Annotated in this window: 26 protein-coding genes; 18 read left to right on the forward strand and 8 right to left on the reverse strand. The window is 36.9% G+C overall.

The features are described 5' to 3' along the window. Positions 1–25 precede the first annotated feature (25 nt). Positions 26–1054, forward strand: a complete 1029-nt coding sequence (gene holA / locus IGI46_RS12920; protein ID WP_429963511.1) for a DNA polymerase III subunit delta — start codon at positions 26–28, stop codon at positions 1052–1054. Positions 1055–1082: 28 nt separating this feature from the next. On the opposite strand, the gene rpsT is transcribed toward holA, so the two are convergent. From rpsT to IGI46_RS12945, 5 genes are all read right to left on the reverse strand, one after another. Then, positions 1083–1337 carry a 30S ribosomal protein S20 gene (gene rpsT, locus IGI46_RS12925; RefSeq protein WP_010758954.1) on the reverse strand — a complete coding sequence of 85 codons (255 nt, stop codon included), beginning with the start codon at positions 1335–1337 and terminating at the stop codon, positions 1083–1085. A 123-nt stretch (positions 1338–1460) separates the two neighbouring features. Then, on the reverse strand, positions 1461–3371 hold the full coding sequence (locus tag IGI46_RS12930) for a heavy metal translocating P-type ATPase (protein WP_429963512.1): 1911 nt from the start codon (positions 3369–3371) through the stop codon (positions 1461–1463). A gap of 207 nt (positions 3372–3578) precedes the next feature. After that, a complete protein-coding gene (locus IGI46_RS12935) occupies positions 3579–4409 on the reverse strand; it encodes an undecaprenyl-diphosphate phosphatase (RefSeq protein ID WP_429963513.1) in 831 nt (276 codons plus the stop codon). A 167-nt stretch (positions 4410–4576) separates the two neighbouring features. Beyond that, entirely contained in the window at positions 4577–5281 is a 705-nt protein-coding gene (locus tag IGI46_RS12940) for a histidine phosphatase family protein (protein ID WP_429963514.1), read from the reverse strand. Between the two features lie 17 nt (positions 5282–5298). After that, on the reverse strand, positions 5299–5925 hold the full coding sequence (locus IGI46_RS12945; protein WP_207703654.1) for an MBL fold metallo-hydrolase: 627 nt from the start codon (positions 5923–5925) through the stop codon (positions 5299–5301). Positions 5926–6196: 271 nt separating this feature from the next. On the opposite strand from IGI46_RS12945, the gene IGI46_RS12950 reads away from it, so the two are divergent. Beyond that, a complete protein-coding gene (locus tag IGI46_RS12950) occupies positions 6197–8548 on the forward strand; it encodes an ATP-dependent DNA helicase (RefSeq protein WP_429963515.1) in 2352 nt (783 codons plus the stop codon). Between the two features lie 360 nt (positions 8549–8908). Continuing rightward, positions 8909–9307, forward strand: coding sequence for an SRPBCC family protein (locus tag IGI46_RS12955; protein WP_429963516.1), 399 nt, complete (start codon positions 8909–8911; stop codon positions 9305–9307). A 40-nt stretch (positions 9308–9347) separates the two neighbouring features. On the opposite strand, the gene IGI46_RS12960 is transcribed toward IGI46_RS12955, so the two are convergent. After that, a complete protein-coding gene (locus tag IGI46_RS12960; RefSeq protein ID WP_429963517.1) occupies positions 9348–9839 on the reverse strand; it encodes a YajQ family cyclic di-GMP-binding protein in 492 nt (163 codons plus the stop codon). A 138-nt stretch (positions 9840–9977) separates the two neighbouring features. Between IGI46_RS12960 and IGI46_RS12965 the strand changes: the two genes are divergently transcribed. The 3 genes from IGI46_RS12965 to IGI46_RS12975 all read left to right on the forward strand — a co-directional run bounded on the left by IGI46_RS12965 (position 9978) and on the right by IGI46_RS12975 (position 12145). Continuing rightward, a complete protein-coding gene (locus IGI46_RS12965; protein ID WP_429963518.1) occupies positions 9978–10874 on the forward strand; it encodes a YitT family protein in 897 nt (298 codons plus the stop codon). A gap of 196 nt (positions 10875–11070) precedes the next feature. Continuing rightward, positions 11071–11412, forward strand: coding sequence for a metal-sulfur cluster assembly factor (locus tag IGI46_RS12970; protein WP_207703649.1), 342 nt, complete (start codon positions 11071–11073; stop codon positions 11410–11412). Positions 11413–11794: 382 nt separating this feature from the next. Further along, entirely contained in the window at positions 11795–12145 is a 351-nt protein-coding gene (locus IGI46_RS12975; protein WP_429973543.1) for a carboxymuconolactone decarboxylase family protein, read from the forward strand. Positions 12146–12195: 50 nt separating this feature from the next. Here IGI46_RS12975 and IGI46_RS12980 read toward each other — a convergent pair whose 3' ends face one another. Next, a complete protein-coding gene (locus IGI46_RS12980) occupies positions 12196–12810 on the reverse strand; it encodes a hypothetical protein (protein WP_429963520.1) in 615 nt (204 codons plus the stop codon). Between the two features lie 118 nt (positions 12811–12928). On the opposite strand from IGI46_RS12980, the gene IGI46_RS12985 reads away from it, so the two are divergent. From IGI46_RS12985 to IGI46_RS13010, 6 genes are all read left to right on the forward strand, one after another. Next, entirely contained in the window at positions 12929–14464 is a 1536-nt protein-coding gene (locus IGI46_RS12985; RefSeq protein ID WP_429963521.1) for an ABC transporter permease/substrate-binding protein, read from the forward strand. Beyond that, positions 14465–15412: an ABC transporter ATP-binding protein gene (locus tag IGI46_RS12990; protein WP_429963522.1), complete on the forward strand. Its 948-nt coding sequence runs from the start codon at positions 14465–14467 to the stop codon at positions 15410–15412. Positions 15413–15514: 102 nt separating this feature from the next. Then, positions 15515–16840, forward strand: a complete 1326-nt coding sequence (locus IGI46_RS12995; RefSeq protein WP_429973544.1) for a dihydrolipoyl dehydrogenase family protein — start codon at positions 15515–15517, stop codon at positions 16838–16840. Between the two features lie 74 nt (positions 16841–16914). Next, positions 16915–17601, forward strand: coding sequence for a hypothetical protein (locus IGI46_RS13000; protein ID WP_429963524.1), 687 nt, complete (start codon positions 16915–16917; stop codon positions 17599–17601). A 4-nt stretch (positions 17602–17605) separates the two neighbouring features. Beyond that, positions 17606–18517: a sce7725 family protein gene (locus IGI46_RS13005; protein ID WP_429963525.1), complete on the forward strand. Its 912-nt coding sequence runs from the start codon at positions 17606–17608 to the stop codon at positions 18515–18517. A gap of 3 nt (positions 18518–18520) precedes the next feature. Continuing rightward, on the forward strand, positions 18521–19180 hold the full coding sequence (locus IGI46_RS13010) for an N-acetyltransferase family protein (protein ID WP_429963526.1): 660 nt from the start codon (positions 18521–18523) through the stop codon (positions 19178–19180). A gap of 15 nt (positions 19181–19195) precedes the next feature. Here IGI46_RS13010 and IGI46_RS13015 read toward each other — a convergent pair whose 3' ends face one another. Further along, positions 19196–19741 (reverse strand): guanylate kinase, encoded by a 546-nt coding sequence (locus tag IGI46_RS13015; protein ID WP_429963527.1) that lies wholly within the window; start codon positions 19739–19741, stop codon positions 19196–19198. A gap of 135 nt (positions 19742–19876) precedes the next feature. On the opposite strand from IGI46_RS13015, the gene IGI46_RS13020 reads away from it, so the two are divergent. The 6 genes from IGI46_RS13020 to IGI46_RS13045 all read left to right on the forward strand — a co-directional run bounded on the left by IGI46_RS13020 (position 19877) and on the right by IGI46_RS13045 (position 25253). Beyond that, positions 19877–20518, forward strand: coding sequence for a lactate utilization protein (locus tag IGI46_RS13020; RefSeq protein WP_429963528.1), 642 nt, complete (start codon positions 19877–19879; stop codon positions 20516–20518). A gap of 27 nt (positions 20519–20545) precedes the next feature. Then, positions 20546–21220 carry a response regulator transcription factor gene (locus IGI46_RS13025; protein WP_429963529.1) on the forward strand — a complete coding sequence of 225 codons (675 nt, stop codon included), beginning with the start codon at positions 20546–20548 and terminating at the stop codon, positions 21218–21220. Beyond that, positions 21208–22368, forward strand: coding sequence for a HAMP domain-containing sensor histidine kinase (locus IGI46_RS13030; RefSeq protein WP_429963530.1), 1161 nt, complete (start codon positions 21208–21210; stop codon positions 22366–22368). Before IGI46_RS13025 ends, IGI46_RS13030 begins: the two co-directional genes overlap by 13 nt. 194 nt (positions 22369–22562) lie before the next feature. Further along, on the forward strand, positions 22563–23450 hold the full coding sequence (locus tag IGI46_RS13035; RefSeq protein WP_429963531.1) for an ABC transporter ATP-binding protein: 888 nt from the start codon (positions 22563–22565) through the stop codon (positions 23448–23450). Continuing rightward, a complete protein-coding gene (locus tag IGI46_RS13040) occupies positions 23447–24640 on the forward strand; it encodes an ABC transporter permease (RefSeq protein ID WP_429963532.1) in 1194 nt (397 codons plus the stop codon). Before IGI46_RS13035 ends, IGI46_RS13040 begins: the two co-directional genes overlap by 4 nt. After that, entirely contained in the window at positions 24624–25253 is a 630-nt protein-coding gene (locus IGI46_RS13045) for a hypothetical protein (protein WP_429973545.1), read from the forward strand. The genes IGI46_RS13040 and IGI46_RS13045 overlap by 17 nt, the downstream gene beginning before the upstream one ends. Positions 25254–25374: the final 121 nt, after the last annotated feature.

A 25374-nucleotide genomic window follows, 5' to 3' on the forward strand; every position in this document is an offset into this window, starting at 1 on the left:
AGCATAAAACAGCGGGAGGAAAGCCATGAATACACAAGAAGCACTTCAAGCCATTCGTAGCCAAGCGTTGCAGCCGATTTATCTAATTACAGGAACAGAGGATTATCTTCAGCAGGAATTACGTCGAGCCTTCATGGAGCGGATGAGAGCAGATGATTTGGAGGAATTAAACTTCATGTCCTTTGATATGGAAGAGAATACTTTGGACCAAGTCGTGGGAGAAGCCGAATCTATGCCCTTTTTTGGAGACTATCGGATGGTTTTTATTGAGAAACCTTACTTCTTAACTGGTGAGAAGAAGAATTCTGCACCAGAACAGGATATCGATGCACTGCTAAATTACTTGAAAACACCATTGGATTCGACTATCTTGGTTATTTGGGCCAGCTATCCTAAATTAGATGCTCGTAAAAAAATTACTAAAGTCTTAAAAAAACAGGCATTAATAATTGATGCTGCACCACTGCAAGAAGGAGATTTGCGTAATTTTCTGCAGCGTTATATCGGAAACGAAGGTGTTAAGATATCACGTGAGGCGTTTGATTTATTTCTACGATTGACGGACTTTGATTTGTCAAAGGCGATGAATGAATTAAATAAGCTATTGCTGTTTGTTGGAGAGGGCGGAACAATTACGCTGCAGCAAGTAGAGGATTTAGTTCCAAAAACACTAGAGCATAACGTTTTTGAACTGACAGAACAGGTACTGAAAGGTAATGCTGCGAAAGCCTATCAGACTTACGAAGAATTGCATATTCAAGGAGAAGAAACAATCAAATTGAATGCTATTTTAATCGGTCAGGTTCGCTTGCTGCTGCAAACGAAAATTCTACAAAAGATTGGCTATCAGCAGGCTAATATTGCTGAAACATTAGGAATTCATCCTTATCGAATCAAACTGGCGATGCAGCAAGTAGCCAAATTTCCTTTAACTGTTTTATCAGATATGTATGATCAGCTGGTAGAAAATGATTATCAAGTAAAAATCGGTCAATTGGATAAGGAGCTGGCTTTTCAGCTATTTATACTCAAAACGACTGCTAAAATCAAATAAAAAAACCGATCAAAATGATCGGTTTTTATTATTTAGCTAATTCACGTGCTAAGCGTGCTTTGTCGCGGTTTGCTTTGTTTTTATGGATCAATCCTTTTGATTCAGCCATATCAATTGCTTTTACAGCTGCTTTATGAAGCTCGTTAGTATTTTCAGCTCCTGCTGCCACAGCTTCTTCAAATTTCTTGATAGTTGTGCGCATTGCGCTCATTTGTGAAGAGTTTTTTGCACTTGCGTTTTCGCTTGTGCGTACACGTTTAATTGCAGATTCAATGTTTGGCATGGGTTTCACCTCCGAATTCAGTCTTATACGGAAAATCCGTACAATTCAACATTACTCATTATACATAAAGCCTTGTCGCAATGCAATAAAATCGTGACAAGTTTTTTTCCTTAACAGAAAAGATCAATGAGAATGATTGGACTGATACAACGGACAATCATTACAATTTTGCGAACGGTCAGAGTGAACTACTTCTTTTAACGGTAGTAACAGCCGCAAACCATTAAAAATGACCAAAATAGTGCTTCCTTCATGTCCCACAACGCCTAAAGGCAAACTTAAGAATTGTGTAAAGTTACTGATGATCAAAAGAGCAATCACTGTTAACGAAAAGACAATATTCTGTTTTACTACTCGTTTTAGTTTCTTTGCTAGTCGATGGCTGTAAGCTAATTTCTCTAAATCGTTCTTGATCAGTACAATATCAGAAACATCCATGGCCACATCAGTTCCTTGACCCATAGCAACACCTATTGTAGCTGTAGCTAAGGCTGGCGCATCATTGATTCCATCTCCGACCATAGCATTTACTCCATATTCTTCTTTTTGCCTTTGAATAAATTCAGTTTTTTCAGCAGGCAGACAGTTCGCGTGGTAATCATCGATACCTGTTGCTTCTGCTACATAAGCGGCTGAACCCTCATTATCGCCAGTTAACATGATCGTATGGATATTCTGCTCCTTAAAGTAAGCAATAACATTTTCTGTGCCAGATTTAGGCAGATCAATTAATCCAAGCAGAGCAACCAAATGATCATCTTTTGAAAGAAAGATGACTGTTTTACCGTCATCTCTTAATTGTTCAATTGCTGCTTCCGCTGTTGATCCTCTCTGGTAAGCATGCTTTCCGAGCTTCCAAGTTGAGCCTCCGTAAACTGTTTCTAATCCTGTTCCCGCTTTTTCTTCTACGCGAAGTTCGGTAATACGTTCTTCTGCGTGGAAAAATTGAAGGATAGCTAGAGCAAGAGGATGCGTTGAATGAGATTCCATAGAGACCAACATCCTTGGAATCATTGGATCTTCGATTAATTGTTTATAGTCGGTTACTCTTGGCTTGCCACGAGTCAACGTTCCCGTTTTATCAAAAGAAATTGCTCGCAAATCTGCTAAACGTTCCAGTTCTTTCCCTGATTTAAAAAGCACTCCTTTTTTCGCACCGTTGGAGATGGCTGAAAGTGTAGCTGGAGTAGCCGAAGCAACTAAGGCACAAGGAGAAGCTACTACTAGTAAAACCATCCCTCGATAAAAGCTCTCTTGAAAACTCCACCCAATCAAAAAGTAAGTAAGCAAAATCATCAGAGGCACAGCAATTAAAACAACTTTTACATAGACATTCTCAATTTTTCCTATAAAACCAGCTGTTTCACTTTGTTCGTTTTGAGCATGTTCAACTAACTTGATGATTTGAGCGAATAAGGTCTCGTCACTAGTTTTGGTCACCTTCATTTTAAATGCATTCCCTGTATTGATTGTTCCGCCAAAAACATCATCGTTGGGTTCCTTTTCAACTGGAACCGATTCGCCAGAAATAGCTGATTCATCAATTGTAGTACTGTGATTTAATAAAATTCCATCGATAGGAATCGCACTTCCTTTTGCTACAAAGACCAAGTCATCTACCTGCAGCTCGCTTACATCCACTTCAATCTGTTCACCTGTCTCAGAGATTCGAACGGCTTTAGTTGGTGACAAATTCATCAATGCAGTAATTTCCTTCGTACTTTTATTTGTCGCATATTCTTCTAATGCACCACTCAGACAGAAAATAAAGGTCAGCATAGCACCCTCAAACCAATTACCAATTAAGCAGGCACCAATCGCAGCTAATGCCATCAATAAGTCAACATTTAACGTACGATCATTCCATAATTCTAAAATACCTTCAGTTGTTTGTTTCCATCCGCCCAATACGATAGCAGCCACGTACAAGATTGGATAATAAGTCATGTTAGTCATTTCGATCATTTTGCCGAAAATTAGTAAAATAAGACAGAAAAGGGTAGAGAGAAACGCTTGTTTTTCTTCTTTACTCATTTTTCATCCTCCTCTCTACTTTATCCTAGCATATCTAAATGCTAATTGATAATAAAAATAGCCAATTGAGAATGAAAGTAATTATCAATTAGAAAAGGGGCGTAATTCAGGATTTATAAAAGAACAAGAGGTATAATTATTCTAAACTAAATTAGTTGAAAAACAGAATAAAAAAACTGCAAACAGTGAATGTTTGCAGCAATTATTTTACATGGCTATTAGCCAGTAGCCGATTAAAATGATTCCTAGAATAATTCGGTACCAACCGAAGATGGTGAAGTCATTGCGTTTAATATAATCCAATAAGAATTTGATAGCTACAATCGAAACAGCAAAGGCTGTCGCCATGCCCACTAGCAAAATGATAATTTGAGCAAAATCAAAAGAGTTGCCATTCATTAAGAATTTGAGGATCTTCAAACCGCTAGCACCAAACATAACAGGAATTCCTAAGAAGAATGAGAATTCAGTCGCAACAAAGCGTGAGGATCCGATTAGAATCGCGCCTAGAATAGTTGCTCCAGAGCGAGAAGTGCCAGGAACCAATGACAAGACTTGGAAAAAACCGACGATTAGAGCTGCTTTATAAGTAAAGTCATTCAAGCTAGTACATTTCGGCGTTTTCGTTTTATTGTGGCGTTCTACTACAATAAAAGCAATCCCGTAGACAATCAGCATAATCGCAACCGGTAGGAATTTGTGGAAATGTGCATCAAGAAAGTCATCCAGCAGCAAGCCGAGAACAGCAGCTGGGATACAAGCAACGACAACCTTTGACCACAGAGTCCAGGTTTCAGTTTTCTCTACTTGATTTTTCTTGCCAGAAAAGGGATTCAATTTGTCAAAGAATAGAACGACAACGGCTAAAATAGCTCCTAATTGAATTACAACATTGAACATTTCAGTAAATGCAGGACTAACGTCCATTTTGATGAATTCATCCACCAAAATCAAATGTCCTGTTGAAGAGATCGGCAGCCATTCGGTGATACCTTCGACAATACCGAGTATAATTGCTTTGAAAATATTAATAAGCATGTATTTATTCCTTTCTGATTAATGACATAGATAAGTATACCGTTTCATTACCTGAAAAACCATTGAAATAAAAGAAAGGTTTTTTTAAGATTCCTTCATTTATTGAAAATATTTCTCTTAAAAACACAAAAACAGGAACCAAATCGGCTCCTGTAACGAAGTATTAATTAATCATTTGCCTTATCAGCAATCGTTTTACCACGTTCAAGGTAGCTGATATCGTTAATGGCACGAATAGTAAATTTACCATCCTGATACTTCACACGGTTGATGCTACCGTTCAACAGATTAGCACGTACAGGCTGTTTACTGTCAATCAAGCTTAATAAGAAAGCAATCGTTAGACCATGAGATACGATTAAAACATTTCCTCCTCCGTCTTTTTCACGACGTTGAGCAATGTCTTCGAATCCATTCCAAACACGAGCTCTTAGCTTTTCATAAGGTTCTGCCCAGTTAGCAGTATCCGCACCTACAACAGCATCAGCGATTTCCTTAAAAGTAACTTCGGTAGCGAATAGGTCATCCTCTGTCTTGAAGTTTAAAACACGGGGAAGAACACCCCACATCTCAGCATCGTAAGCACCTTCTAATGAGCCAAAGCACCATTCACGAATCCTTGGGTCCACATGATAAGGCAAGTCTTTGCCATCTGGATGCTCACCGAGTAGAATACGCATTGTTTCAATCGCACGACCAGAATCACTTGAATAAGCTTCTTCAAATTTAGTATCTTGTAAACCTAAACCAACATATTGAATACCATCTCGTCCAGTCGGTGTTAACGGTGTATCACACCAGCCTTGTACACGTTCTAAAGTGTTAAACATTGTTTTCCCATGACGTACAATATAAAGATTTGTCTCTTTCATCTTATTACCTCCATTTTTTAATTAAAGAAAGGATTTGTATCTATTTCATGTCCTATCGTGGTTGCTTCGCCATGTCCTGGATAAGCAGGCAACTCTCTAGGCAAAGTGAATAGATAGGTCTTGATACTGTATAGCAATTGCTGCAGATCACCTGTATAAAGATCAGTTCGGCCGATACTCCCTTTAAATAAAGCATCGCCAACCACAACAAAATCGTCAAAGATAAAGCTGACACTACCAATTGAGTGACCAGGTGTTGGAACAACTTCAAAGGTCATTCCACCAATTTCATATTTTTTTAATTCAAATTCATATTCAGCTGGCTGCACAATCAGATCAGGCATATTTCGATGGCTGTCTAATCCTGAAAGGTTGTAGATTGGGTTGCCTAACCATTCTTGTTCTAAAGCACTCACATACACCGGCACCTTGTATAAATTACGTAATTGCTCTACTGCACCAATATGATCATAGTGAGTGTGAGTCAATAAAATAGCTACGGGCTTGCGACCAGTTCGTTTTATTTCGTTTGCAATACGATCACCCTCTGACCCTGGATCAACAATCAGCAAGTTGTTTTGATTATAAACTAGGTAGCAGTTTTCTTGCGCTGCACCTGTCACGAGTCCTTCAATATGGATCATGTTTTCCCTCCTAACATTCTTTTACATTATACATGAAAATAGTAAAAAAGTGGGGTTCGACTGTTTTTTATTCCTACAAGCTACAGCAACTGAAGATTGGAACTAAAGGCCTATAAGAAATCAACTTAATTGTTGAATACTAGAAAGGACAAAGATTGAGAGATTGGTATACTTTAGTAGGCATAATGAAATTTTTTTAGTATAGAAAGAGACTACTTGACGACAAGCAAAAAATCTTCTATTGTGAAAAGGCACGAAAAGAGGTGAGAACGTGTCCATAAAAAAAATCGCCGTAAGAAGCTTAGTGGAATTTATTTTGCGTAGCGGCAGTATTGATGAAGGAAAAAATAGCAGTCATACCGCTCAAGAAGGTGCTCGAATCCATCGCAAGCTGCAGAAGGCAGCGGGAGAAAAATACCAAAAAGAGGTATGGTTGAAAAAACAATTGCCCATTGCTGGCATCGATGTACAAATCGAAGGTCGAGCAGACGGCATTTTTATAGAAAATGATTTAACTATCATTGATGAGATAAAAACTTCGGAAACACCCTTTGAAGAGGTTGAAAAAGGGATTGTCGATTTATATTTTTATCAGGCAATGGTTTATGCTTATATTTATGCTGAGCAAGAGGAATTAGATCAAATTGGTACTCGGCTAACTTATTTTCAGACTGTTGAGGAACAAATTACTTCTCGCATTCGAACCTTCAGTTTTGAAGAACTTCGCACGTTTTTTAATGATTTAGTCGAAAAATATGAAGGATGGTTGGTTTTCCAAACCGAGTGGCGAGAGACACGCAATCAGTCCTTAAAGGAAATGCAATTCCCTTTTCCAGAGTATCGAGCAGGCCAAAGGGAATTGGCTGGGGCGGTTTACAAGACGATTGCTGCCCAGCAAAAATTATTTGTAGAGGCTCCTACCGGGATTGGCAAAACTATGTCCTCCTTATTTCCCGCCTTCAAGGGAATAGGGGAGGAACTAGGAGAGCGCATTTTCTATCTGACCGCAAAAACTATTACTCGCCAAGTGGCAGAGGAAACAGTTGGCAAACTGGCTAAAAAAGACGCTCGCGTAAAAAGTGTTACACTAACAGCTAAGGATAAAATTTGTTTTTTAACCGAACGCAATTGTACTCCAGAGCATTGCCCCTTTGCTAAGGGATACTATGATCGAGTAAATGATGGCCTGTGGGATATGCTTCACCATGAAGACCAATATACTCGGCCGGTGATTGAAGAATATGCACGCAAGCATGAGTTATGTCCATTTGAACTATCTTTGGATGTTAGTCGTTTTAGTGATTTAGTAATTGGAGACTACAATTATTTGTTTGATCCAACGGTCTATTTGCGTCGCTTTTTTGAAGAAGAAGATAAAAGTAATATTGTTTTAGTAGATGAGGCCCACAATTTAGTTAATCGTTCTAAAGAGATGTATTCTGCAGCTATCTCCCGACAGCGAATCTATGACGTTGGCCAGCAACTAAACAAGAAACAAAAAAAACTACGAAATGCATTTAATCGTGTAGATAATGAGTTTGAATTAATTAATCAATTATTGGAAGAAAAAAAGGTTACCTATTTTCATCAGCCAGCTGCTGCAGAAGCTTTACTAAATCGTTTATTTCAGCTTCAAGAACTAATGAAGGAATGGTTGGCTGAAAATGCCGAAGATCCGTTACAAGAAAAAATATTGACGGTTTATTTTGATATTATTCGCTATACTCGAATGGGTGAGTTGTACGATGATCATTACGAAACCACGATAGAAGTGAAAAACTATGACCTGATCGTTAAGGAATATTGCATCGATCCTTCATGGTTCTTACAGCAAACGATGGAAAAGGTTGGCAGCACAACACTTTTTTCAGCTAGTTTTTCCCCTCTTGATTACTATAAAGATGTTTTAGGCGGAGAGGAAGGTAATTTGACCTATCGCTTACCAAGTCCGTTTCCACCAGAGAATCAATTGATAATTGTAGATGCTCATATTCAAACAACTTATCGTATGCGTGAGCAAAGTCTACCGCAAATTGTCGAAGCAATACATGCGTTAATCAAAACTAAAACTGGAAATTATATGGTTTTCTTCCCATCTTTCAAGTATTTAGACGACGTGGCAGATGAATTTCTAAAGGTTTATCCTGAATATCAAGTGAGTATTCAAGGTTCTAAGCTTGATGAAACTGAAAGAGAGGCATTTTTAGAAAAATTCCAAGAATCACCAGCAGAAACAATGATTGCTTTTTGTGTGCTAGGTGGTATTTTTTCAGAGGGTATTGATTTGGTAGGTGAGCGACTGAGTGGTGCAATTGTGGTAGGTGTGGGATTACCGCAAGTGAACCACGAACAAGAGTTAATTAAAGAGTATTACGATGAAAAAAAGAATGCTGGTTTCAGCTATGCGTATCAATTGCCAGGTATGAATAAAGTTATTCAAGCAGCTGGGCGTGTCATTCGAACTATGTCTGATCGAGGGATTGTGCTTTTGCTAGATCAGCGCTACACTAACCCGCATTACAGAAAACTTTTGCCAACTAATTGGAAAGAACGAAAAATTATTCGCACAACACAAGAAATTACACAATTAGCAGAAAAATTTTGGGAAAATGGATGCAGCTAACCTGTATCCATTTTTTTGTACTATAAATGAATGGTCTTTTTATAAAGTACGTCGTTTCTTGTATTTTATCCAATTTTTTATCAGTAATCTTTCATTAAAACAACCTAAAATTCATAATCCGTGTCCACAGAAGCTCAAAGGTACAAATGTTCTTTAATTTATTGAAATGATTAATCTGACTAAACCATAATACTAACATTTTTACATATTGATTAGATGTCTAAAGATGTATTTTAGTTCTAAGCGGCTAGAAATTGGTAGTCCTAAAATTCGTTTGTATCTTTTTCAACTATGATAAAATTAGAGAGGTTTTTATACGCTGATATAGTAAAATATTAGTAAAAAGAGTAGGTGAGTAAAATGACAGTATCAACCATCGAGGCAATAATTCATGCTAAGATCGAAGACGTTTGGCAACTAGTCACTCAATTAGAAAATAGTGAGTGGCGAAGTGATATCGATCGAATTGACATTATAAAGGATGGTAAATCTTTTATTGAATATACACCAATAGGATATCCAACACATTTTGCAGTTACAAAATTTCAACCACCCAATTTTTACAGTTTCACTATGAATAATGACAACATGAAAGGCACCTGGCAGGGAGTGATGATCGCAAAGGGAAATTGTACGCAGCTCAAATTTACAGAAGAAGTATATGCAAAAAAAATCTTCTTAAGACCTTTTGTAAAATTCTATTTAGCTAAGCAACAAAAACAATACGTGCAAGACTTGAAAAAATATTTAGAAAAATAAAGAAATGAACGAGATATCTCACACCTCGTTCATTTCTTTATTAGCGATAATTTGTAAATTGAACATCAATTGGCAAATCAAGATCTCTAACCAAAGCAATAACCTTCTGCAAATCGTCACGATTTTTCCCAGTCACTCTTAGTTGATCTTCTTGAATTTGTACTTTTACCTTTAACTTGCTGTTCTTAATTGCAGTAGTTATTTTTTTTGCATTGTCCTTATCAATTCCACTAATTAAATCAGCTTTTTGGCGAGCAGTTCCACCAAGAGCGTGTTCAGAATTAGAAAATTGGATATTTTTTAATGGAACATTTCGTTTGATCAATTTACTAAACAAGACATCTTTCACCTGTTCAATTTTATAATCATCTTCAGCACTAACTACTAGTTGATTGCCCTCTAAACTAATATCAAACGTTGATCCCTTAAAATCAAACCGGTTCTTTAATTCCTTCAAAGCAATTTGAATCCCATTTTTCACTTCTTCTTTATTCATTTCTGAAGCAATGTCAAAACTTGCATCTTTTGCCATAGTCATCCTCCTTTATTTCAGTTTATCAAAAAACGTTAAGAAAGCTATTATTATTCTCTTATCTTTTTAAGAAAAGATTGGAGCTTTTTCATCTTCCCTGTTAATCTATAGATGATATTGAAACAGGAGGTTGATGAAATGCATAAAGTGATCGATTACAATAAAAAAGACCTTATTAAAAAAATATTCGTTATCCTTTTAACAGGAGTAACTGGTGCTGTCGGACTAAACTTCTTTTTAATACCAGCGAATGTCTTTTCTGCAGGAATGACAGGGATTGCACAAATTGTTGGAGCTTTTTTTCAACAATTATTTGGTGCGGCTATTGATACTGGTATTTTGATTTTTCTTTTAAATGTGCCAGTCTTTGTTTTAGGTTTTCTTAAATTAGGAAAATCGGCTATGATTTTGAGCTTTGCTAATGTTTTGTCCATGTCTTTCTTTACAACGTTAGTTCCAGTGGGAGAGATTACCAATAATGTCTTAATGAATGCAATTACTGGTGGGGTTTTGCTCGGTTTAGGGGGCGGTTTTTCGTTAAAATATGGTTTCACTACTGGCGGTTTAGATATTATCTCCTTATTGCTTTCTAGAACAACTGGACGAACAGTTGGAAATTATATCATGCTGCTAAATGGGGTGATCGTTGTAATAGCTGGTTTTTTCTTTAACTGGGAGAGTGCCCTATATACAATAATCACGATTTTTACAATGGGAAGCGTGGTGGATATGATTCATACGAGCCATCAAAAGATGACTGCCTTTATTACAACTGATAAAAGTAAAGAATTACGGGAAGACTTGTACAACGGACTTGTTCGTGGGATGACAGTAATTCCGGCAAGGGGAGGATTTAGCTCCACGGATCGAGAAGTGTTAATGATCGTTTTAACTCGCTATGAACTGTATGATTTAAAGCAAATTGTACAAGCTGTTGACCCTATGGCTTTCACCAACATAGTAGCTACTGAATCTGTCGTTGGTACTTTCTTGAGCGAAGAAGAGCAAAAAAAGGTAAAAAAGGGCGTTAATTAATATACAAAAGATTTTTACTTGAGTATTCAAAACAAATCCATTTTCTGGGTATAGAAATATATAGAATCTGTCTTCTATTTCTTTAAGAAAGACCTTTATTTATGTTGTGACTGCAAAAATCCTCTCAATTCTCATTTACAAAAGCTTATTGATAGAGTAAAATAAGTTCGAAACTCGAAAAAGGGGTGGCGTTTAAATGGAAGAAAATAAACAAAATTGGTCTGAAGCAGAAATCGAGGAGATTAAGGAACGTATTTTGACAGCCTTGGAATCTGTTATTGACCCAGAATTAGGTATAGATATCGTCAATCTAGGTTTAATTTATGAAGTAGATTTTGAACAAAGTGGAAATGCCGTAATTAAAATGACTTTAACTACAATGGGCTGTCCGTTAGCTGACGTGTTAACAGATCAAATCCAATCTGCTTTACACGAAATTCCTGAAGTAAACAATGTAGAAGTGAAGCTAGTATGGTATCCAGCATGGACCACTGATAAGATGAGTCGCTATGCACGTATTGCCTTGGGAATTAGATAGGTTGCTTTCAAACTAAACAAACTACAAGCCTTTTCTTGACAGGAAGGCTTTTTTTGTTGCAGTCACAACGAATGAAAGAGCGTTTGTATATTTCTATTTATTAAAGCTGCTTTCAGGAATGTCAAATAGTAAATTAAGGATCCCTTCTGAATAAGAAGGAATTGCCCCACCCATTTTAAATCTTCTTTATTCATAAAAAACATTACCATTTCATTATGATAAAGAATTAATTCGTGAAAGTCTTAGTGGTTAAAAAGGCTGTGCACACTAAAAAATTTTTTCTCAAAATAGTTGAATTCTAAAATCTTTCGAATAAAAAAATGAGAACGTTCCCTAAAAGGCTGTGGTACAATTATTATTAAAATAAAGGAGGAATATTAATATGACAGATTTTAAAGCTAAATTTGAAGAATCCGCACTAAATAGCGAGATACTAAAGAAGAATAGCCCCGAAGTTATGAATAAATTTATGGGTGTGGCTAAGGAAGTACTAACTCCGAAACATTTGGATGCGAAAACAAAAGAACTAGTTGCTGTAGGGATTGCAGTGTCTGTTCGATGTGAGGACTGCATTATGGCTCATGTACGTAATGCCATTCAAACCGGAGCAACTATGGAAGAACTCTCCGAAACGATTGAGGTTGCAATTTTAATGGGCGGGGGCCCATCAACAGCCTATGGTGCTAAAGCATTAGCAATTGCGGAATATTTGCTTAACCAGGAACAACAATAATTAATCGCTCCATTGGCAAAATCCTCATAGGGATTTTGTCAATGGAGTTTTTACAGACGTTTAATTAAAGTAGGGTCTGTTATCAATTTTTTATTGCCATTTGCTATGTGAGAGATATCTTCCAATAAAGATAAAAGCTCTTTCGTTCGTTTCTTAGCAGGTTGATTTAACTTTGACAACTTTTGATTTTGTTCTGTGTCTGATAAAAAATTGATTTCCAACATTCGGTAAATCATTTTTAAATCCTTTATTTGTATATAGGGAATATGCTGAATCAAAACCTGATTGAGGTCAGCATTCATTTGATTAATGCCACGTAAATCCTCCGCCTGAATTGTGTAACTTATCAGATAATTTTTAAGTGCTTTTGCTTGATTTTCATTAGCTAACCCCATGCTCCAAGCGACTGTCAATAACAGAAAAGTTTCAGTTGGTTCAAGCTGTTTTAAAAATGCCACAATGCTGGTTGATAAGAGCTGCTCCTCAATCTTCTTGTAAGTCTCTGGAGCATTTTTTTCTAAGAGAACAAATTGATTTGTAAAATTAGTGGTTTGCAGCAGGTTACCGTGAAGTGTTTTGAACCAGTTGTAATAAAAAGAATTTGTATAAGTTAACGTGTGATTATTTACTACCAATTGAACAGTGGATAGGTCTTTTTCAAACATTTATCTAAACTCCTTTGTTTTTTTGCTTTTTTTAACAATCCTTAATTGAGCGAATCCTTTTGACGCACTTCTTTATTCCGTTATACTTAAATTAATTCAGAAGGGAAAGGGACAGGTTATGAACAAAATTATACAAACATTTATGGAGCGGAAGGATGATTTGCTAAATGCGATTTTTGAACATTTGGCTATTTCACTAAGCGCTCTTTTGATTGCCATTTTGATTGCAATACCTTTGGCAATTCTACTTAGTCAAAGAAAAAGATTAGCAGAGATTGTTTTGCAGCTGACGAGTATTTTGCAAACAATTCCTTCACTGGCTTTATTAGGACTACTCATTCCCTTTGTAGGGATAGGAACCGTGCCAGCGTTGATTGCATTAGTAGTATACGCTCTTTTACCGATTTTCCAAAATACTTATATTGGTTTGTCAGAAATTGACCCCTCAATAGAAGAAGCGGCGGACGCCTTCGGGATGTCTCGTATGCGCAAGCTATTCAAGGTAGAGCTGCCGATGGCTATGCCAGTAATTGTCTCAGGTATCCGGACAGCCTTGGTCTTAATCATTGGTACTGCAACCTTAGCTGCTTTAATTGGTGCTGGTGGATTAGGTACTTTCATTTTGCTGGGAATTGACCGTAATGATCCAACCTTGACGCTGATTGGTGCTATTAGCTCTGCTTTATTAGCAATTATCTTTAGCGGATTAATTCGTTTTTTACAGCATCGCAGCATGAAAGCTACTCTAATTACATTAGGAATTATTTTCTTAGGAATAGGTGGTATTTTCTTTGCTCAACACAATCCGTTAGGAAATCAAACTGTAACGATTGCTGGAAAGTTAGGATCTGAGCCTGATATTCTAATTAATATTTATAAAGAAGTCATTCAAGATGAAGATTCATCGATTCAGGTTGATCTGAAACCAAACTTTGGTAAAACTAGCTTCTTGTTTAGTGCATTGGAGAATAATCAAGTAGATATTTATCCTGAATTTACTGGAACTGTATTAGAAAGTTTAGTAAAAGTACCAGATGGAGCAGAAACAAATGGATCAAAGGAAAAAACCTATGAAGAAGCTAATAAGTTGCTGAATAAACAGTTTGATATGAAGCTGTTGGAACCAATGGCATATGAAAATACTTATGCTTTGGCCATGCGACGTGAGGTAGCTGAAGAACGCGGCTACAAGAAGATTTCTGATTTAATTGCTGATGAGGGAAATCTTCGTGCCGGATTTACTTTAGAATTCATTGATCGTCAAGATGGTTATAAAGGAATTCAGGAATTGTATGGTTTGAATTTTGGTTCGGTTCAGAGTATGGAACCAGCCTTGCGTTACCAAGCAATTCAAAATGGTGATGTAGATGTCATTGATGGTTATTCTACAGATAGTGAAATCAAACAATATGATTTAGTGACTTTGGAAGATGATATGAATCTATTCCCTCCATACCAGGGAGCGGCTTTAATGCGGAATGATTTTGCTTCAGAGCATCCAACAGTTGTGAAAGCTATGAACCGTTTGGCTGGAAAAATAACTGAAGATCAAATGATCGACATGAATTATCAAGTAAATGTTGAAGGAAAACAGCCAGCAGCAGTTGCCCGTGACTTTTTAACAAAAGAAAAGATCATTGGGGGGGAGAAGTAGATGGAATCAATTATTGAGTTTAAAAATGTGGGAAAAGAATTCGAAGGTCAGGTCGTCTTAAAAGATTTAAATCTTTCGGTCAAAAAAGGAGAAATCTTTGTACTGGTGGGACCTTCCGGCAGTGGAAAAACTACTTCTTTAAAAATGATTAACGGCTTGGTTGAGCCTAGCGAAGGAGATGTGTATTACAAAAACCAGCGAATCAAAGAGTATAATATTCATAAACTGCGTTGGCAGATTGGCTACGTTTTACAGCAAATCGCTCTTTTCCCAACAATGACCGTCAAAGAAAACATTGATATCATTCCCGAAATGCTTGGTTGGGATAAAAAGCGTCGTAATCAGCGTGCTGATGAATTACTGGAAGAAGTGGATCTTGATCCTAAAACTTTTCGTACTCGTATGCCGGCTGAATTGTCTGGTGGGCAAAGTCAACGAATCGGCATTTTGCGTGCTTTAGCTGCTGAACCGGATGTTATCTTGATGGATGAGCCCTTCAGTGCCTTGGACCCAATTTCACGTACCAGCTTGCAAGATTTAGTCTTGGAGCTCCACAAGAAACTAGGTAATACTATTGTTTTCGTAACACATAACATGAAGGAAGCTTTAAAGCTAGGGGATCGAATTGCAGTAATGCATGAAGGGAAACTAGTCCAATGCGATACTCCCGAAATGATACAGAGTCAGCCCAAAGACGAATTTGTAAAAGCCTTTTTTGATGAGGCAACGGATGAACTGCATGAGCAAACACTGGAAACAGTTTATAATGCAGGTTACCATCAAGCAGTTATCATACCCGAGGAGGATATTCCGGTCTTGGCAATTACAACAAACATTAGTCAAGCTTTTGAAGCATTTGCTGATCATGAGAAAATTTACATCAAAGATGCACAGCAAAACGTAATTGCTGAAGTTACACGAGCGGATATTTTCCGTTTCTTAAGTTAATTAGAAATGTGGAATAAGTTTTTCAAAAATAAGATTTAATAGATAATTAGAGCTGATTTTTCTTTGGAAAACCAACTCATTAACACCAGAGGAGGAAATAATATGAAGAATTATGATGCAATTGTTATCGGAGGCGGACCCGGAGGAATTGCTGCAGCTTATGCTTTACAGGAACAAAACAAATCAGTTGCAGTGATTGAAGCTGATCTATGGGGCGGAACTTGTCCTAACCGCGGCTGTGATCCAAAAAAAATCTTGATGAGTGCAGTGGAAGCAAAATCTCGGATAGAAAAATTGAACGGTAAAGGGTTTAATGGCTCACCAACGATTCAATGGGATGAACTCATGACCTTTAAACGTTCTTACACTGATTCTGTTCCAAGCAATACAAAAAAAGGATTTGAGGATGCAGAAATTGATACCTTTGAGGGTCAAGCAGAGTTTATCGATGCTAATACAATAAAGGTAGCAGATGAACAACTGTCTGCAAAACAATTTTTAATCGCTACTGGGCAGCGTCCAGCTATCTTACCAGTTGAAAGACAGGAGTATCTACAGACAAGTACCGACTTTCTTAATTTGGATAAAATGCCTGAACGAATTACTTTCATTGGTGCTGGCTATATCGCTTTTGAATTAGCTACTATTGCGAATGCCGCTGGAGCTGATGTTCACATCATCCAACACAATGATCAACCACTGAAAGGCTTTGACAAAGAGTTAGCTATGGATTTAGTCGACCATTTAAAAAATAAAGGAATTACTTTCCATTTCAATATAGATATCGCTAAAGTAGAAGCTGTTGAGCCAGGTTATTGCTTATCTGCTGAAAATTTTGAGCTATCAACTGATATGGTGGTGGTTGCTGCTGGACGAGTGCCAAACATTGAATCACTGAAGTTGGACAATGCAGGAGTAAATTATTCCAAAAGAGGGATTATCGTTGACGACTATTTACGGACCAATCAAGCACACATTTTTGCTTGTGGTGATGTATTGGATAAGTCTCATCCTAAATTAACCCCTGTTTCTGGATTCGAAGCTTCTTACGTGGTAAAAGCAATGAATGGTGATACTGAACCAATCCATTACCCACAAATACCTTCATTAGTCTTTGGTGATCAAAAGCTGGCTAGAGTTGGTCTAAGTGAAAAAGAATTAAGCGAAAATGCTCAAAAATATCATAGTAAAACTATTGAATTAGGCAGTTGGTTTACTTACTTCCGGATCAATGATCAAGAAGCTAAGATCAAATTAGTTTACGATGAAAATCAAAAGATTGTAGCGATTACCTGCTTCAGTGAATTAGCTGATGAATTGATCAATTACTTTAACTTGATTTTGGAGAAAAAGGTTAGTCATGAAGAATTAACTGATTTCATCTTTGCCTATCCAACACCGGCAAGCGACTTAGAATATTTCATTTAAAACAGAGGAATTCCTCTGTTTTTTTTGTAGTTTTTGTGCTAAAGTATACGAAAATACGTTCCCATGGTGATGAAATGAAAACAGAATTAACACAAGAAATAGAAAAGGCTTTGTATTATTATTGTATAGAGCTAGGAGCCCTAGTGGTAGAAGAAGTATCCATGCCTGAAGAACAGGGAATTGTAGATACTTTGGCTTGTTTTTTTAAAGAAGAAAGCTTTGAATGGCGTTGTTATGAGTTAAAGGTCACCAAAGCTGATTTCCGTTCGAAAGCAAAATTATCGTTTATTGGTCACTATAACTATTTTGTATTGCCGCTTGCTTTATATGAAGGGGTTAAATCGGAAATTCCTACTGAAATTGGCGCGATGGTTTATCGCCCTTATGATAATCTAAACGATGAAATGAGAGCGAAAGGAACCTTTACGATTGTCAAAAAACCAGTAAGACAAGAGCTGAAGGTAACAGAATTAGCCTTGACTCAGCGCTTCATGTCATCCATGTTTCGTGAAGTTCAAAAGGCTAAGCGAATGGATTATGGCACATCGTTTTTCTCAACTGAACAGCTTTATAGGGAGTTACGTAAAAGAAGTTTAGATAAAGATCATTTGAGCGAAGATAATTATTATCAACGCTTTGTTGCTGATGTTCAAAATGAGCGAGTAGCCAGTCTGGAAGAAGAGTTAACAGCTTTACGACAAGATTATGATTTTTTGAAACGTCAGCGGCAGATTCGTCGACCAACTGAAACTTTGGAGTGAGTAGATGTATTATCCTTATTTAAGAGGAAAACAATTTGATTTACTGGCCTTGACGGCATTAATTAATGAAAAACGCTGGTCTCATCAAATTGTACCAATCATAGAACCTGTGCGTGATTCTGCCACTTTAAAAAAGACAATTGAATTATTTGATCAGATGAATCTTTCTTTGTATATCGTGGAGAATCCACAAGTGGGGACCTTCAAACTATTTAATGACAAAAAGCATACATGGATTTTATCAGATAGCTCCTCAGTAAAAAAAGCACGAATCATAACGGAAACCGATCTAACAAAACCTGCAGACCTATTCTTATTCAATGAACACTCTCCACGAACTGTTCAGCAAATCCAGCACTTGATGGAACAAAAAGCGCAAATGGTTATTCCGGACCAAGGACGTTTTCGCATCTTGCCAGTTGATGAAAGAATTTTATTGCAAGAATCTTTCCAACCAAGACGGCATATTGCAGATTATGGAATAAAAGAGGATGACTTTTTCACCGATAATCATTTATACTATTTAGAAGATGGTTTTTCTGGTTATAGTGACTATACCATCGAAGGTAGTCATTATTTCGACAAGGGTGGACCAAGCCGAGCAATAGCGATTCATGTCACCTATTTTGATGCATATCTAAATTTACGTGTAAAGCATTTTGTTTCTGATACAAATGATTCAGCTAAGGATCAAGGCATGAAGTTCAATGAAGCTTTGATCAAATTAAGCAAGTGGTATTACCGAAATCAAGATCAGTTGTTGTTAACTCTCGGATTGCAACAGCTTTTGAGCTATGAAAAAGAAGGAAAATTTCCAGGCTTAGGTACAATTAAGAAATGGTCGTTGGCCCATCATTTAGAATTGTTAAGCAGTTTTTTTGATCACGGTGACCATTGGATGGAAGGGATGAAATAATCAGTGGGGTATGAAGACAAGGATTACATTACTCGAATGGCTAAACAAGCTGGAGAGGTATTAGGCGGATTATTAGGCAAAAAAGATGCTGAAGAAATTTTATCTTTTGGAGAAGAACAACGAGCTAGTGATACATTGGAGGATGCGTTTACGCTTCGGAAAACAACCAAAGCAGACATCCCTGAAATATTGATGATTTTCGAAGGGGCTACAAACTATTTAAAAGAGCAGGGCTCGCCTCAATGGCAAGATGGTCATGGTCCTGATGAGTCATCAATTTTGAGAGATATGGCAGCTGATTTTAGTTATGTCTTAGTTCAGAAGAATGAAACAATAATTGGAACAGCAGCATTGGTTGGTGGGATAGACCCTGTGTATGAAGCGATTGATGGAACTTGGCAAGGAGACCAAAAATATGTATCCATTCACCGAGTTGCTGTCAGTCAGAAAACACGCAGTAAAGGATTAGGCAATCTTTTATTAGTGAAAGCTATTGAAAAAGCTAAGGAACTTGGTTATTATGATATTCGAATTGATACTTATCCAGGCAATAAACCGATGCTGCGCCTAATCGACAAATTGGGATTCACCTATTGTGGGATGGTACACTTTCCATTCGAACACGGAGAACGAAAGGCATTCCAACTGTTAGATATTAAATAAAAAGCCATGATTCAGCTAAAGAAGGTTCGCTTTCAGCTGCTGAATCATGGCTTTTAATGGTTGTTCTCCGTTTATTTTTATTAAATCCGGTATTTTTTCTAATTCTGGGTATTGCTTTTGTTCTTCAGAAAATAATTCTAAACGTCGATTAATTTCATCAAATGAGGCTTGGCGATATTTTAAGCGCTGATAAATGGTCTCTTTTGACACGTCAATTAACACTGGTACAACAGTTATATCGAATTTTTTACGTAAATTCCAGAAACCAGACATAGTGATCGGGTCATAGCAATCTCCTTTTTTAAGCGCTTCTTGGATGCTAGACATTGCAATTCCGTAATAATGATGATCATAACAGTCGTATTCAGCAAATGCTCCTTGTTGAATCATATCTTCAAAGGCTTTATTTGAAATAAAATGATAGTCTACATTATCTTTTTCACCATTTCGTTTCAACCTTGTTGTGTAGGAGACAATTTTTTGGTCAGGAGTGAAGCAATTAGCAGCCAAGGTAGTTTTACCTGAACCGCTAGGACCAATAAATAAGTAGCAATGATTCATTTGATCTCCTCCTTTTGGTTAAGTATAAAGAAAAAGAATGATTTCATCCAGAAACAAGTCGGAAGTAATTCTAGTATTGCTAATCAAAGAGAAATAAAGGAAAATGAAAGAAAGAATTAAAGGAGTAATCAACTTATGCAAGAAATCCGTCACCAGTACTATAAAGTAGCAGCACAAACAGTAAGTAAACGGTTAAATCGCAGAAATTTCCAGACAATTATTTGTGATACCCTCGAAGAAGCTAAGAATAAAGCGTTGGTGCTTATTGATTCAGAAGCTGTTGTTTCCTTTGGTGGTTCAAACACGCTAGTAGAATCAGGAATTATCAATGATCTGTATGGTCGCGGTCAATCAATTATAGATCGAGAAAAGGCAAAAAGCTTAGCTGAAAGGCACCAATTAATGAAAAAAGCATTGACTGCAGACTTTTTTCTAACCAGTATTAACGGTATTTCAGAGGATGGCCAACTAGTGAATGTCGATAATATCGGAAATCGAGTAGCAGCTATTGCATATGGTCCAGATAAAGTCTTTGCATTTGTTGGCATTAATAAAGTCTACGGAGATTTGGATACTACCATTGAAATGGTTAGAAAAAAGACTGCTCCGTTAAATGCTCACCGAATTGGACTAGAAGGTACACCTTGTATTAAAAAAGGAATCTGTGGCGATTGTCTCAATGAAGAATGCATTTGTAATACAATGGCTATCACTCGGCGATCTTGGGATTCAGAAAGAATCACTATTTTTTTAATTTTGGAACCTGTGGGATTTTAAATACATTACTAAAAAGGAAAGATAATAATGACAAAGAGCTTGCTTATTGTTGATGATGAAACGGAACTTTTAGATACTTTAAAAGATTTTTTTGAACTATCAGATTATTTAGTGTACACAGCAGAGAATATCCATCAGGCTCAAAGATTATTGGCAGCAGAACCAGACTTAATTTTGTTGGATGTCTCGATGCCGGATATAGATGGCATTACTTTTTGTAGAAAAATCCGTTCCTTCGTGGGCTGCCCAATTATCTTTCTTTCAGCTAAGGTTGACGAGTCGAGCCGTTTAGCCGGTTTGATGGCTGGAGGAGACGATTATTTGCTAAAACCCTTTAGCCTAAAAGAATTAGGTATGCGAGTAGCTGCTCATTTGCGACGTGAAGAGCGAAAAAAGCTGCAACAATCGGTGAGCTTCTTTGGAGAATTGGTTGTTGAGTACGACCAAAAACAGTTATTTGCCAAAGAACAACAAGTTCCTCTAACAAAAACTGAATTCACAATTGTAGAATTACTAGCTAAGCATCCGGGTGTTGTATTTGGTCGGGAACAAATCTATGAAAAAATATGGGGCTTTGACAAGGAGGGAGATGAATCAATCATCACTGAGCACATTCGTCGAATCCGTACAAAGGTAAAAAAATTGACAACACAAGAGTGCATCCATACAGTTTGGGGGCTGGGGTACAAATGGATTGGTTAGAAGATCAGCTAGACAAATTAAAAATAGGAGCATTTGGCTTAAAGGGTAGTCTCTTTATGATAATGACAATTGGGCTTATTTTAGCATTGCTTGCATGGGTATTCACAGTTAGCATAATTGTTAGTTGGGAACGTTTAATAATTATGGATCAGCAACGGCTAAGTACTTGGGAATATTTAACCTGGCAGCCACCTCTTACTGTTCTAAAGCAAAATATAGTGATTCAACGGTTTGAATTTGTTCGTTGGGGGAGTTTAGCTGGTTATTTAGTATTGTATTGTAGACTAGCAGCTGCTTTTTTCGTAGAGAATCAGGTAATGCAACCAATAATTGCTATTTCTGATGGTGTTGAACAAATAAAGTCAGGAGAATTTGGACATCCGATTTATGCTATCAATAAAGATGAATTCCAGTCGCTTACAGAACAGATCAACGAAATGCGTATCCAGTTGAAGGATAGTCAGGAGCGAATTCATCAACTTCATATAGAACAAAAGAAAATCAATTCAGCTTTCTCCCATGATTTGCGCACCCCATTGACCGTAATTCAAAATAATGTAGAATTAATCGAGACCTATTATCCGACCGGGCAAATGGCTGATGATTTGTTATATAAATCCTTAGGTAAAATTCAGTCGAATATTCAGCGCCTCGACGCGTTTTCGGAAACTATGAAATCGATCCAAAAAATTGATGATTTTGAAGTACATATGAGCAGAAATCCCTTATCTGATTTAGTGGAAAACATTAGAGACTTATTAAAAACATTTGGTTTAGAAGACTCCGCTCTTCGTCTTAGCGGCAATTTTTCTGTACTAGCAGCTTATGATCTGTATCTAATTATGGAGGTTTTCGAAAATCTTCTAACAAATGCTATGAGATATAAAAAGCAATGTATTGAAGTTACACTTGAGTACCAAAATCCCTATATTTTCCTATTTGTAAAAGATGATGGGAACGGTTTTTCTAAAGGAGAATTAACCAGTGCCACGCTCCCATATTTTTCCAAGAGTAAAGACAATCATTTTGGCTTAGGTTTAACTATTGCCAGCAGTTTAACAGAAAAACACGGCGGCGTTCTTAAATTGGCTAATGGCGCAGAAAACGGCGCCATCGTCTCTGCTGTTTTTCAGTTGAATATGAGGTAAACAAGTGTTGTGCCATTCAGTTATCTTCCAATAATAAAGTATCCGAACTAATTTAGGTTTTCTTCTGTGTTTTCCATTGATGTTTGTCAGAAGCAAAACGAAAATAGTTCGGCTATTTTGATCCAATTCCTCATATTATGTAGAGAAAATATAGATATTTCCTTAGTAAACTGTTAGTGAATGGAGGAGATCAGATGGAAATTATTATTAAGAATTTGAATCAATTTTATGGCAAGAAACAAGTTTTACATGACATTAACTTAGAAATAGAAACTGGGATGTATGGATTATTAGGACGAAATGGTGCTGGGAAATCGACTTTAATGAAAACCTTGGTCACTTTATTGCCGGTTAAAGAAGGGATTGTACGCATGGCTGATATCTCTGTCGAACGACGCAAAGAAATTCGAGGGATGGTTGGTTACTTGCCACAGAACTTTTCAATGTATGGCAACATGACTGTCTATGATGCGATGGATTATTTAGCAGTATTGTCAGATATCAAAAAAAGAGAAAAAAAAAAACAAATTTTAAATTTGCTTGAGCAGGTAAATTTGTCAGCCCATCAAAAAACCAAAGTCAAGGCGATGTCAGGGGGAATGAGGCGGCGTTTAGGAATTGCTCAAGCTTTGTTAAATGACCCAAAAATTTTAATTGTTGATGAACCAACCGCTGGCTTAGACCCGGAAGAACGATTACGTTTTCGGAATTTGCTAAGTGAAATCAGTGAAAATAAAATTGTTTTATTATCTACCCACATCGCTGGGGATATCGAAGCAGTGGCGGAGCAATTGGCTATCCTAGATGAAGGCCGGATTATCTTCGCTGGTAAAGTCAATGAATTGTTAGATGAAGCGGAAGGCAATATCTACGAGATAGATCTACCGCGGACTGAATTAGCATCCATGAAAAAACAAGTGGAAGTTATCAGCCTTCATCCTGATGGTGCAAATACCCGCATTCGTTTCATTGGTAAAATAGGCTCTTTAATCATGGAACACCCATTAGTTCGTCAGGTTCAGCCTACTCTGGAGGATGCTTATCTGTATTGTCTATCTGAACAGGTAGGTGATCACTCATGAGCTTGGTAATCAAAGAAATGAAAATAACGTTAAAAAGCATGACTTTTTGGGTAGTAATTCTACTAATTGGCTTATTTGCCTTTTCACAAATTGGCAGTGACTTGACAATGATCAAAGAGCCAAAGCCTAACGAAGAAGAGTACGGTTTACAACCCACTAAAGATCCAAAGAAAATTCAAGAGTCAACCTATCAACAGCTTTTTCCAGAGTATATTAACAATAGCTATGCAACTTACCCATTAGGTTTTCTAAAATCTGTACGCTTGTCGAACAATCAGCAAAAGGAAATTGAAAAAATCTTAACTTCGGCTAGCGAAATGTCTATTGATGAATTAACCAAAAAGTATCAAGAGTCAATAACTTCGAATGGTCAAACGGTCTTTAGTTTTCCAGTAAAGAAAGGTTATAGCTACAAGGAGTTTCAGCAAAATATGCACAGAGCTGAAAAAATAATAGGAAAAGGTTCCAATTTCGAAGAAAAACGCTATAAATCAAAAGCTGTAGAACCAAAGACTTACCAACAAGCTCATAAAGACTTTCAAAAAATCGTTGAGGAAGATCAAGTAAGTGGTGCATATGCCCGAATGGTGTGTGATTATTTTGGTATTATTTTAGCACTAGTTCCAGTCTTTCTGGCAGCCACTGTGATAGTGCGAGATAAACGTGCTCAAGCCCAGCAGGTGATTTTTACTAAGCAAACTTCGACAGCTAAACTGATTATAAGCCGCTATTTTAGCTGCATACTTTTGTTAGTAGTACCAATCCTACTCTTCGTTTTGATGCCTGGTATGCAATCTTTAACAATGGCTAAGAATTTACACGCGCAAGGAAATCTTTTATTGTTTTATCAATACGTTTTAGGTTGGCTGATACCCACTATTTTAGCGGTTGTTGGTATTGGTTTCTTGTTAACTGAATTAGCGGGTGGGATTGTTGCTATCTTAGCTCAGTTACTATTTTGGTTAGCAAACTTATTTATGAATGGCGGATCAATCACCGGCAGTGCAGGTTGGAACTTAATTCCTCGTTTCAATGAGGTCGGTCAAAGGGATTTGTTTAGTCAAATGCTGCCTGAGCTTATTGCTAATCGAATTTTTTGGAGTGTGATGGGGATTATTTGCTGTCTGCTAACAGTACTATTAGCAGATTACAAGCGAAAAGGAGGGGCTTTATTTGGAAAAGATCAATAAGCTGAACCTTTATTTTTTTCGCTTTCACTATATGCCTTTTGTCTTGGTAACAATAATTTTTCTACTCCTTTTTCCTTTTTTATTCGGGGCAGAATATTTAGAAAGTGCACAAACTGCATTCGTAGTAGAACGAGTATTTACAATTATAGGGATATTCCTCTTCATTCCCCTTTATTTACCGGATACTCAAAAAGAGATAATAGCAGTGGTTCGAGCTAAACAAACCTCTTATGTGATTTTGCTGTTAATACGTTTAGGACAAATCCTATGTATGAGTTTAATTGCATTGACACTATTTCTTGGTACACTTAAATTTAATCACTCTCAGTTTAACTTCCAAGTATTTTTTTTCGCTGAATTTGCAACCGTATTTTTTTTAGGTGGTTTACTAAGTATAGGCTATACTTTTTTTCATCATATTATTCCTAGTACTATGATTGCTGTTATGTACTATGTCATGAATATGTTTAGTAATCAAAAATATTTAGGGCCATTTTATTTGTTTACATTAGCTGAAAATGACTGGGAATCTAAAATTTTGCTATTTTTAGTAGGACTGTTTTTGATAGTTAGCAGCGTACTGCTGACTACATATCAAAGAAATAGTGTATAGTTAAAAAAATAGATATCTGTTTTTTCGCTTTTGCTGAAGACAGGTATCTATTTTCTTAATTATTTTGACAGGATGACTGAACTCGTTTAAACTACACTTGTAGTTTAAAATTTAAGGAGTA

The organism is Enterococcus sp. AZ163 (assembly GCF_050498925.1).
GTDB lineage: Bacteria > Bacillota > Bacilli > Lactobacillales > Enterococcaceae > Enterococcus_A > Enterococcus_A ferrettii.

Bases quoted from the DNA above. Each gene is read 5' to 3' on its own strand.
- holA (WP_429963511.1), top strand. From the start codon at position 26: ATGAATACACAAGAAGCACTTCAAGCCATTCGTAGCCAAGCGTTGCAG.
- rpsT (WP_010758954.1), bottom strand. From the start codon at position 1,337: ATGCCAAACATTGAATCTGCAATTAAACGTGTACGCACAAGCGAAAAC.
- IGI46_RS12930 (WP_429963512.1), bottom strand. From the start codon at position 3,371: ATGAGTAAAGAAGAAAAACAAGCGTTTCTCTCTACCCTTTTCTGTCTT.
- IGI46_RS12935 (WP_429963513.1), bottom strand. From the start codon at position 4,409: ATGCTTATTAATATTTTCAAAGCAATTATACTCGGTATTGTCGAAGGT.
- IGI46_RS12940 (WP_429963514.1), bottom strand. From the start codon at position 5,281: ATGAAAGAGACAAATCTTTATATTGTACGTCATGGGAAAACAATGTTT.
- IGI46_RS12945 (WP_207703654.1), bottom strand. From the start codon at position 5,925: ATGATCCATATTGAAGGACTCGTGACAGGTGCAGCGCAAGAAAACTGC.
- IGI46_RS12955 (WP_429963516.1), top strand. From the start codon at position 8,909: ATGACAGTATCAACCATCGAGGCAATAATTCATGCTAAGATCGAAGAC.
- IGI46_RS12960 (WP_429963517.1), bottom strand. From the start codon at position 9,839: ATGGCAAAAGATGCAAGTTTTGACATTGCTTCAGAAATGAATAAAGAA.
- IGI46_RS12965 (WP_429963518.1), top strand. From the start codon at position 9,978: ATGCATAAAGTGATCGATTACAATAAAAAAGACCTTATTAAAAAAATA.
- IGI46_RS12970 (WP_207703649.1), top strand. From the start codon at position 11,071: ATGGAAGAAAATAAACAAAATTGGTCTGAAGCAGAAATCGAGGAGATT.
- IGI46_RS12975 (WP_429973543.1), top strand. From the start codon at position 11,795: ATGACAGATTTTAAAGCTAAATTTGAAGAATCCGCACTAAATAGCGAG.
- IGI46_RS12980 (WP_429963520.1), bottom strand. From the start codon at position 12,810: ATGTTTGAAAAAGACCTATCCACTGTTCAATTGGTAGTAAATAATCAC.
- IGI46_RS12985 (WP_429963521.1), top strand. From the start codon at position 12,929: ATGAACAAAATTATACAAACATTTATGGAGCGGAAGGATGATTTGCTA.
- IGI46_RS12990 (WP_429963522.1), top strand. From the start codon at position 14,465: ATGGAATCAATTATTGAGTTTAAAAATGTGGGAAAAGAATTCGAAGGT.
- IGI46_RS12995 (WP_429973544.1), top strand. From the start codon at position 15,515: ATGAAGAATTATGATGCAATTGTTATCGGAGGCGGACCCGGAGGAATT.
- IGI46_RS13000 (WP_429963524.1), top strand. From the start codon at position 16,915: ATGAAAACAGAATTAACACAAGAAATAGAAAAGGCTTTGTATTATTAT.
- IGI46_RS13005 (WP_429963525.1), top strand. From the start codon at position 17,606: ATGTATTATCCTTATTTAAGAGGAAAACAATTTGATTTACTGGCCTTG.
- IGI46_RS13015 (WP_429963527.1), bottom strand. From the start codon at position 19,741: ATGAATCATTGCTACTTATTTATTGGTCCTAGCGGTTCAGGTAAAACT.
- IGI46_RS13020 (WP_429963528.1), top strand. From the start codon at position 19,877: ATGCAAGAAATCCGTCACCAGTACTATAAAGTAGCAGCACAAACAGTA.
- IGI46_RS13025 (WP_429963529.1), top strand. From the start codon at position 20,546: ATGACAAAGAGCTTGCTTATTGTTGATGATGAAACGGAACTTTTAGAT.
- IGI46_RS13030 (WP_429963530.1), top strand. From the start codon at position 21,208: ATGGATTGGTTAGAAGATCAGCTAGACAAATTAAAAATAGGAGCATTT.
- IGI46_RS13035 (WP_429963531.1), top strand. From the start codon at position 22,563: ATGGAAATTATTATTAAGAATTTGAATCAATTTTATGGCAAGAAACAA.
- IGI46_RS13040 (WP_429963532.1), top strand. From the start codon at position 23,447: ATGAGCTTGGTAATCAAAGAAATGAAAATAACGTTAAAAAGCATGACT.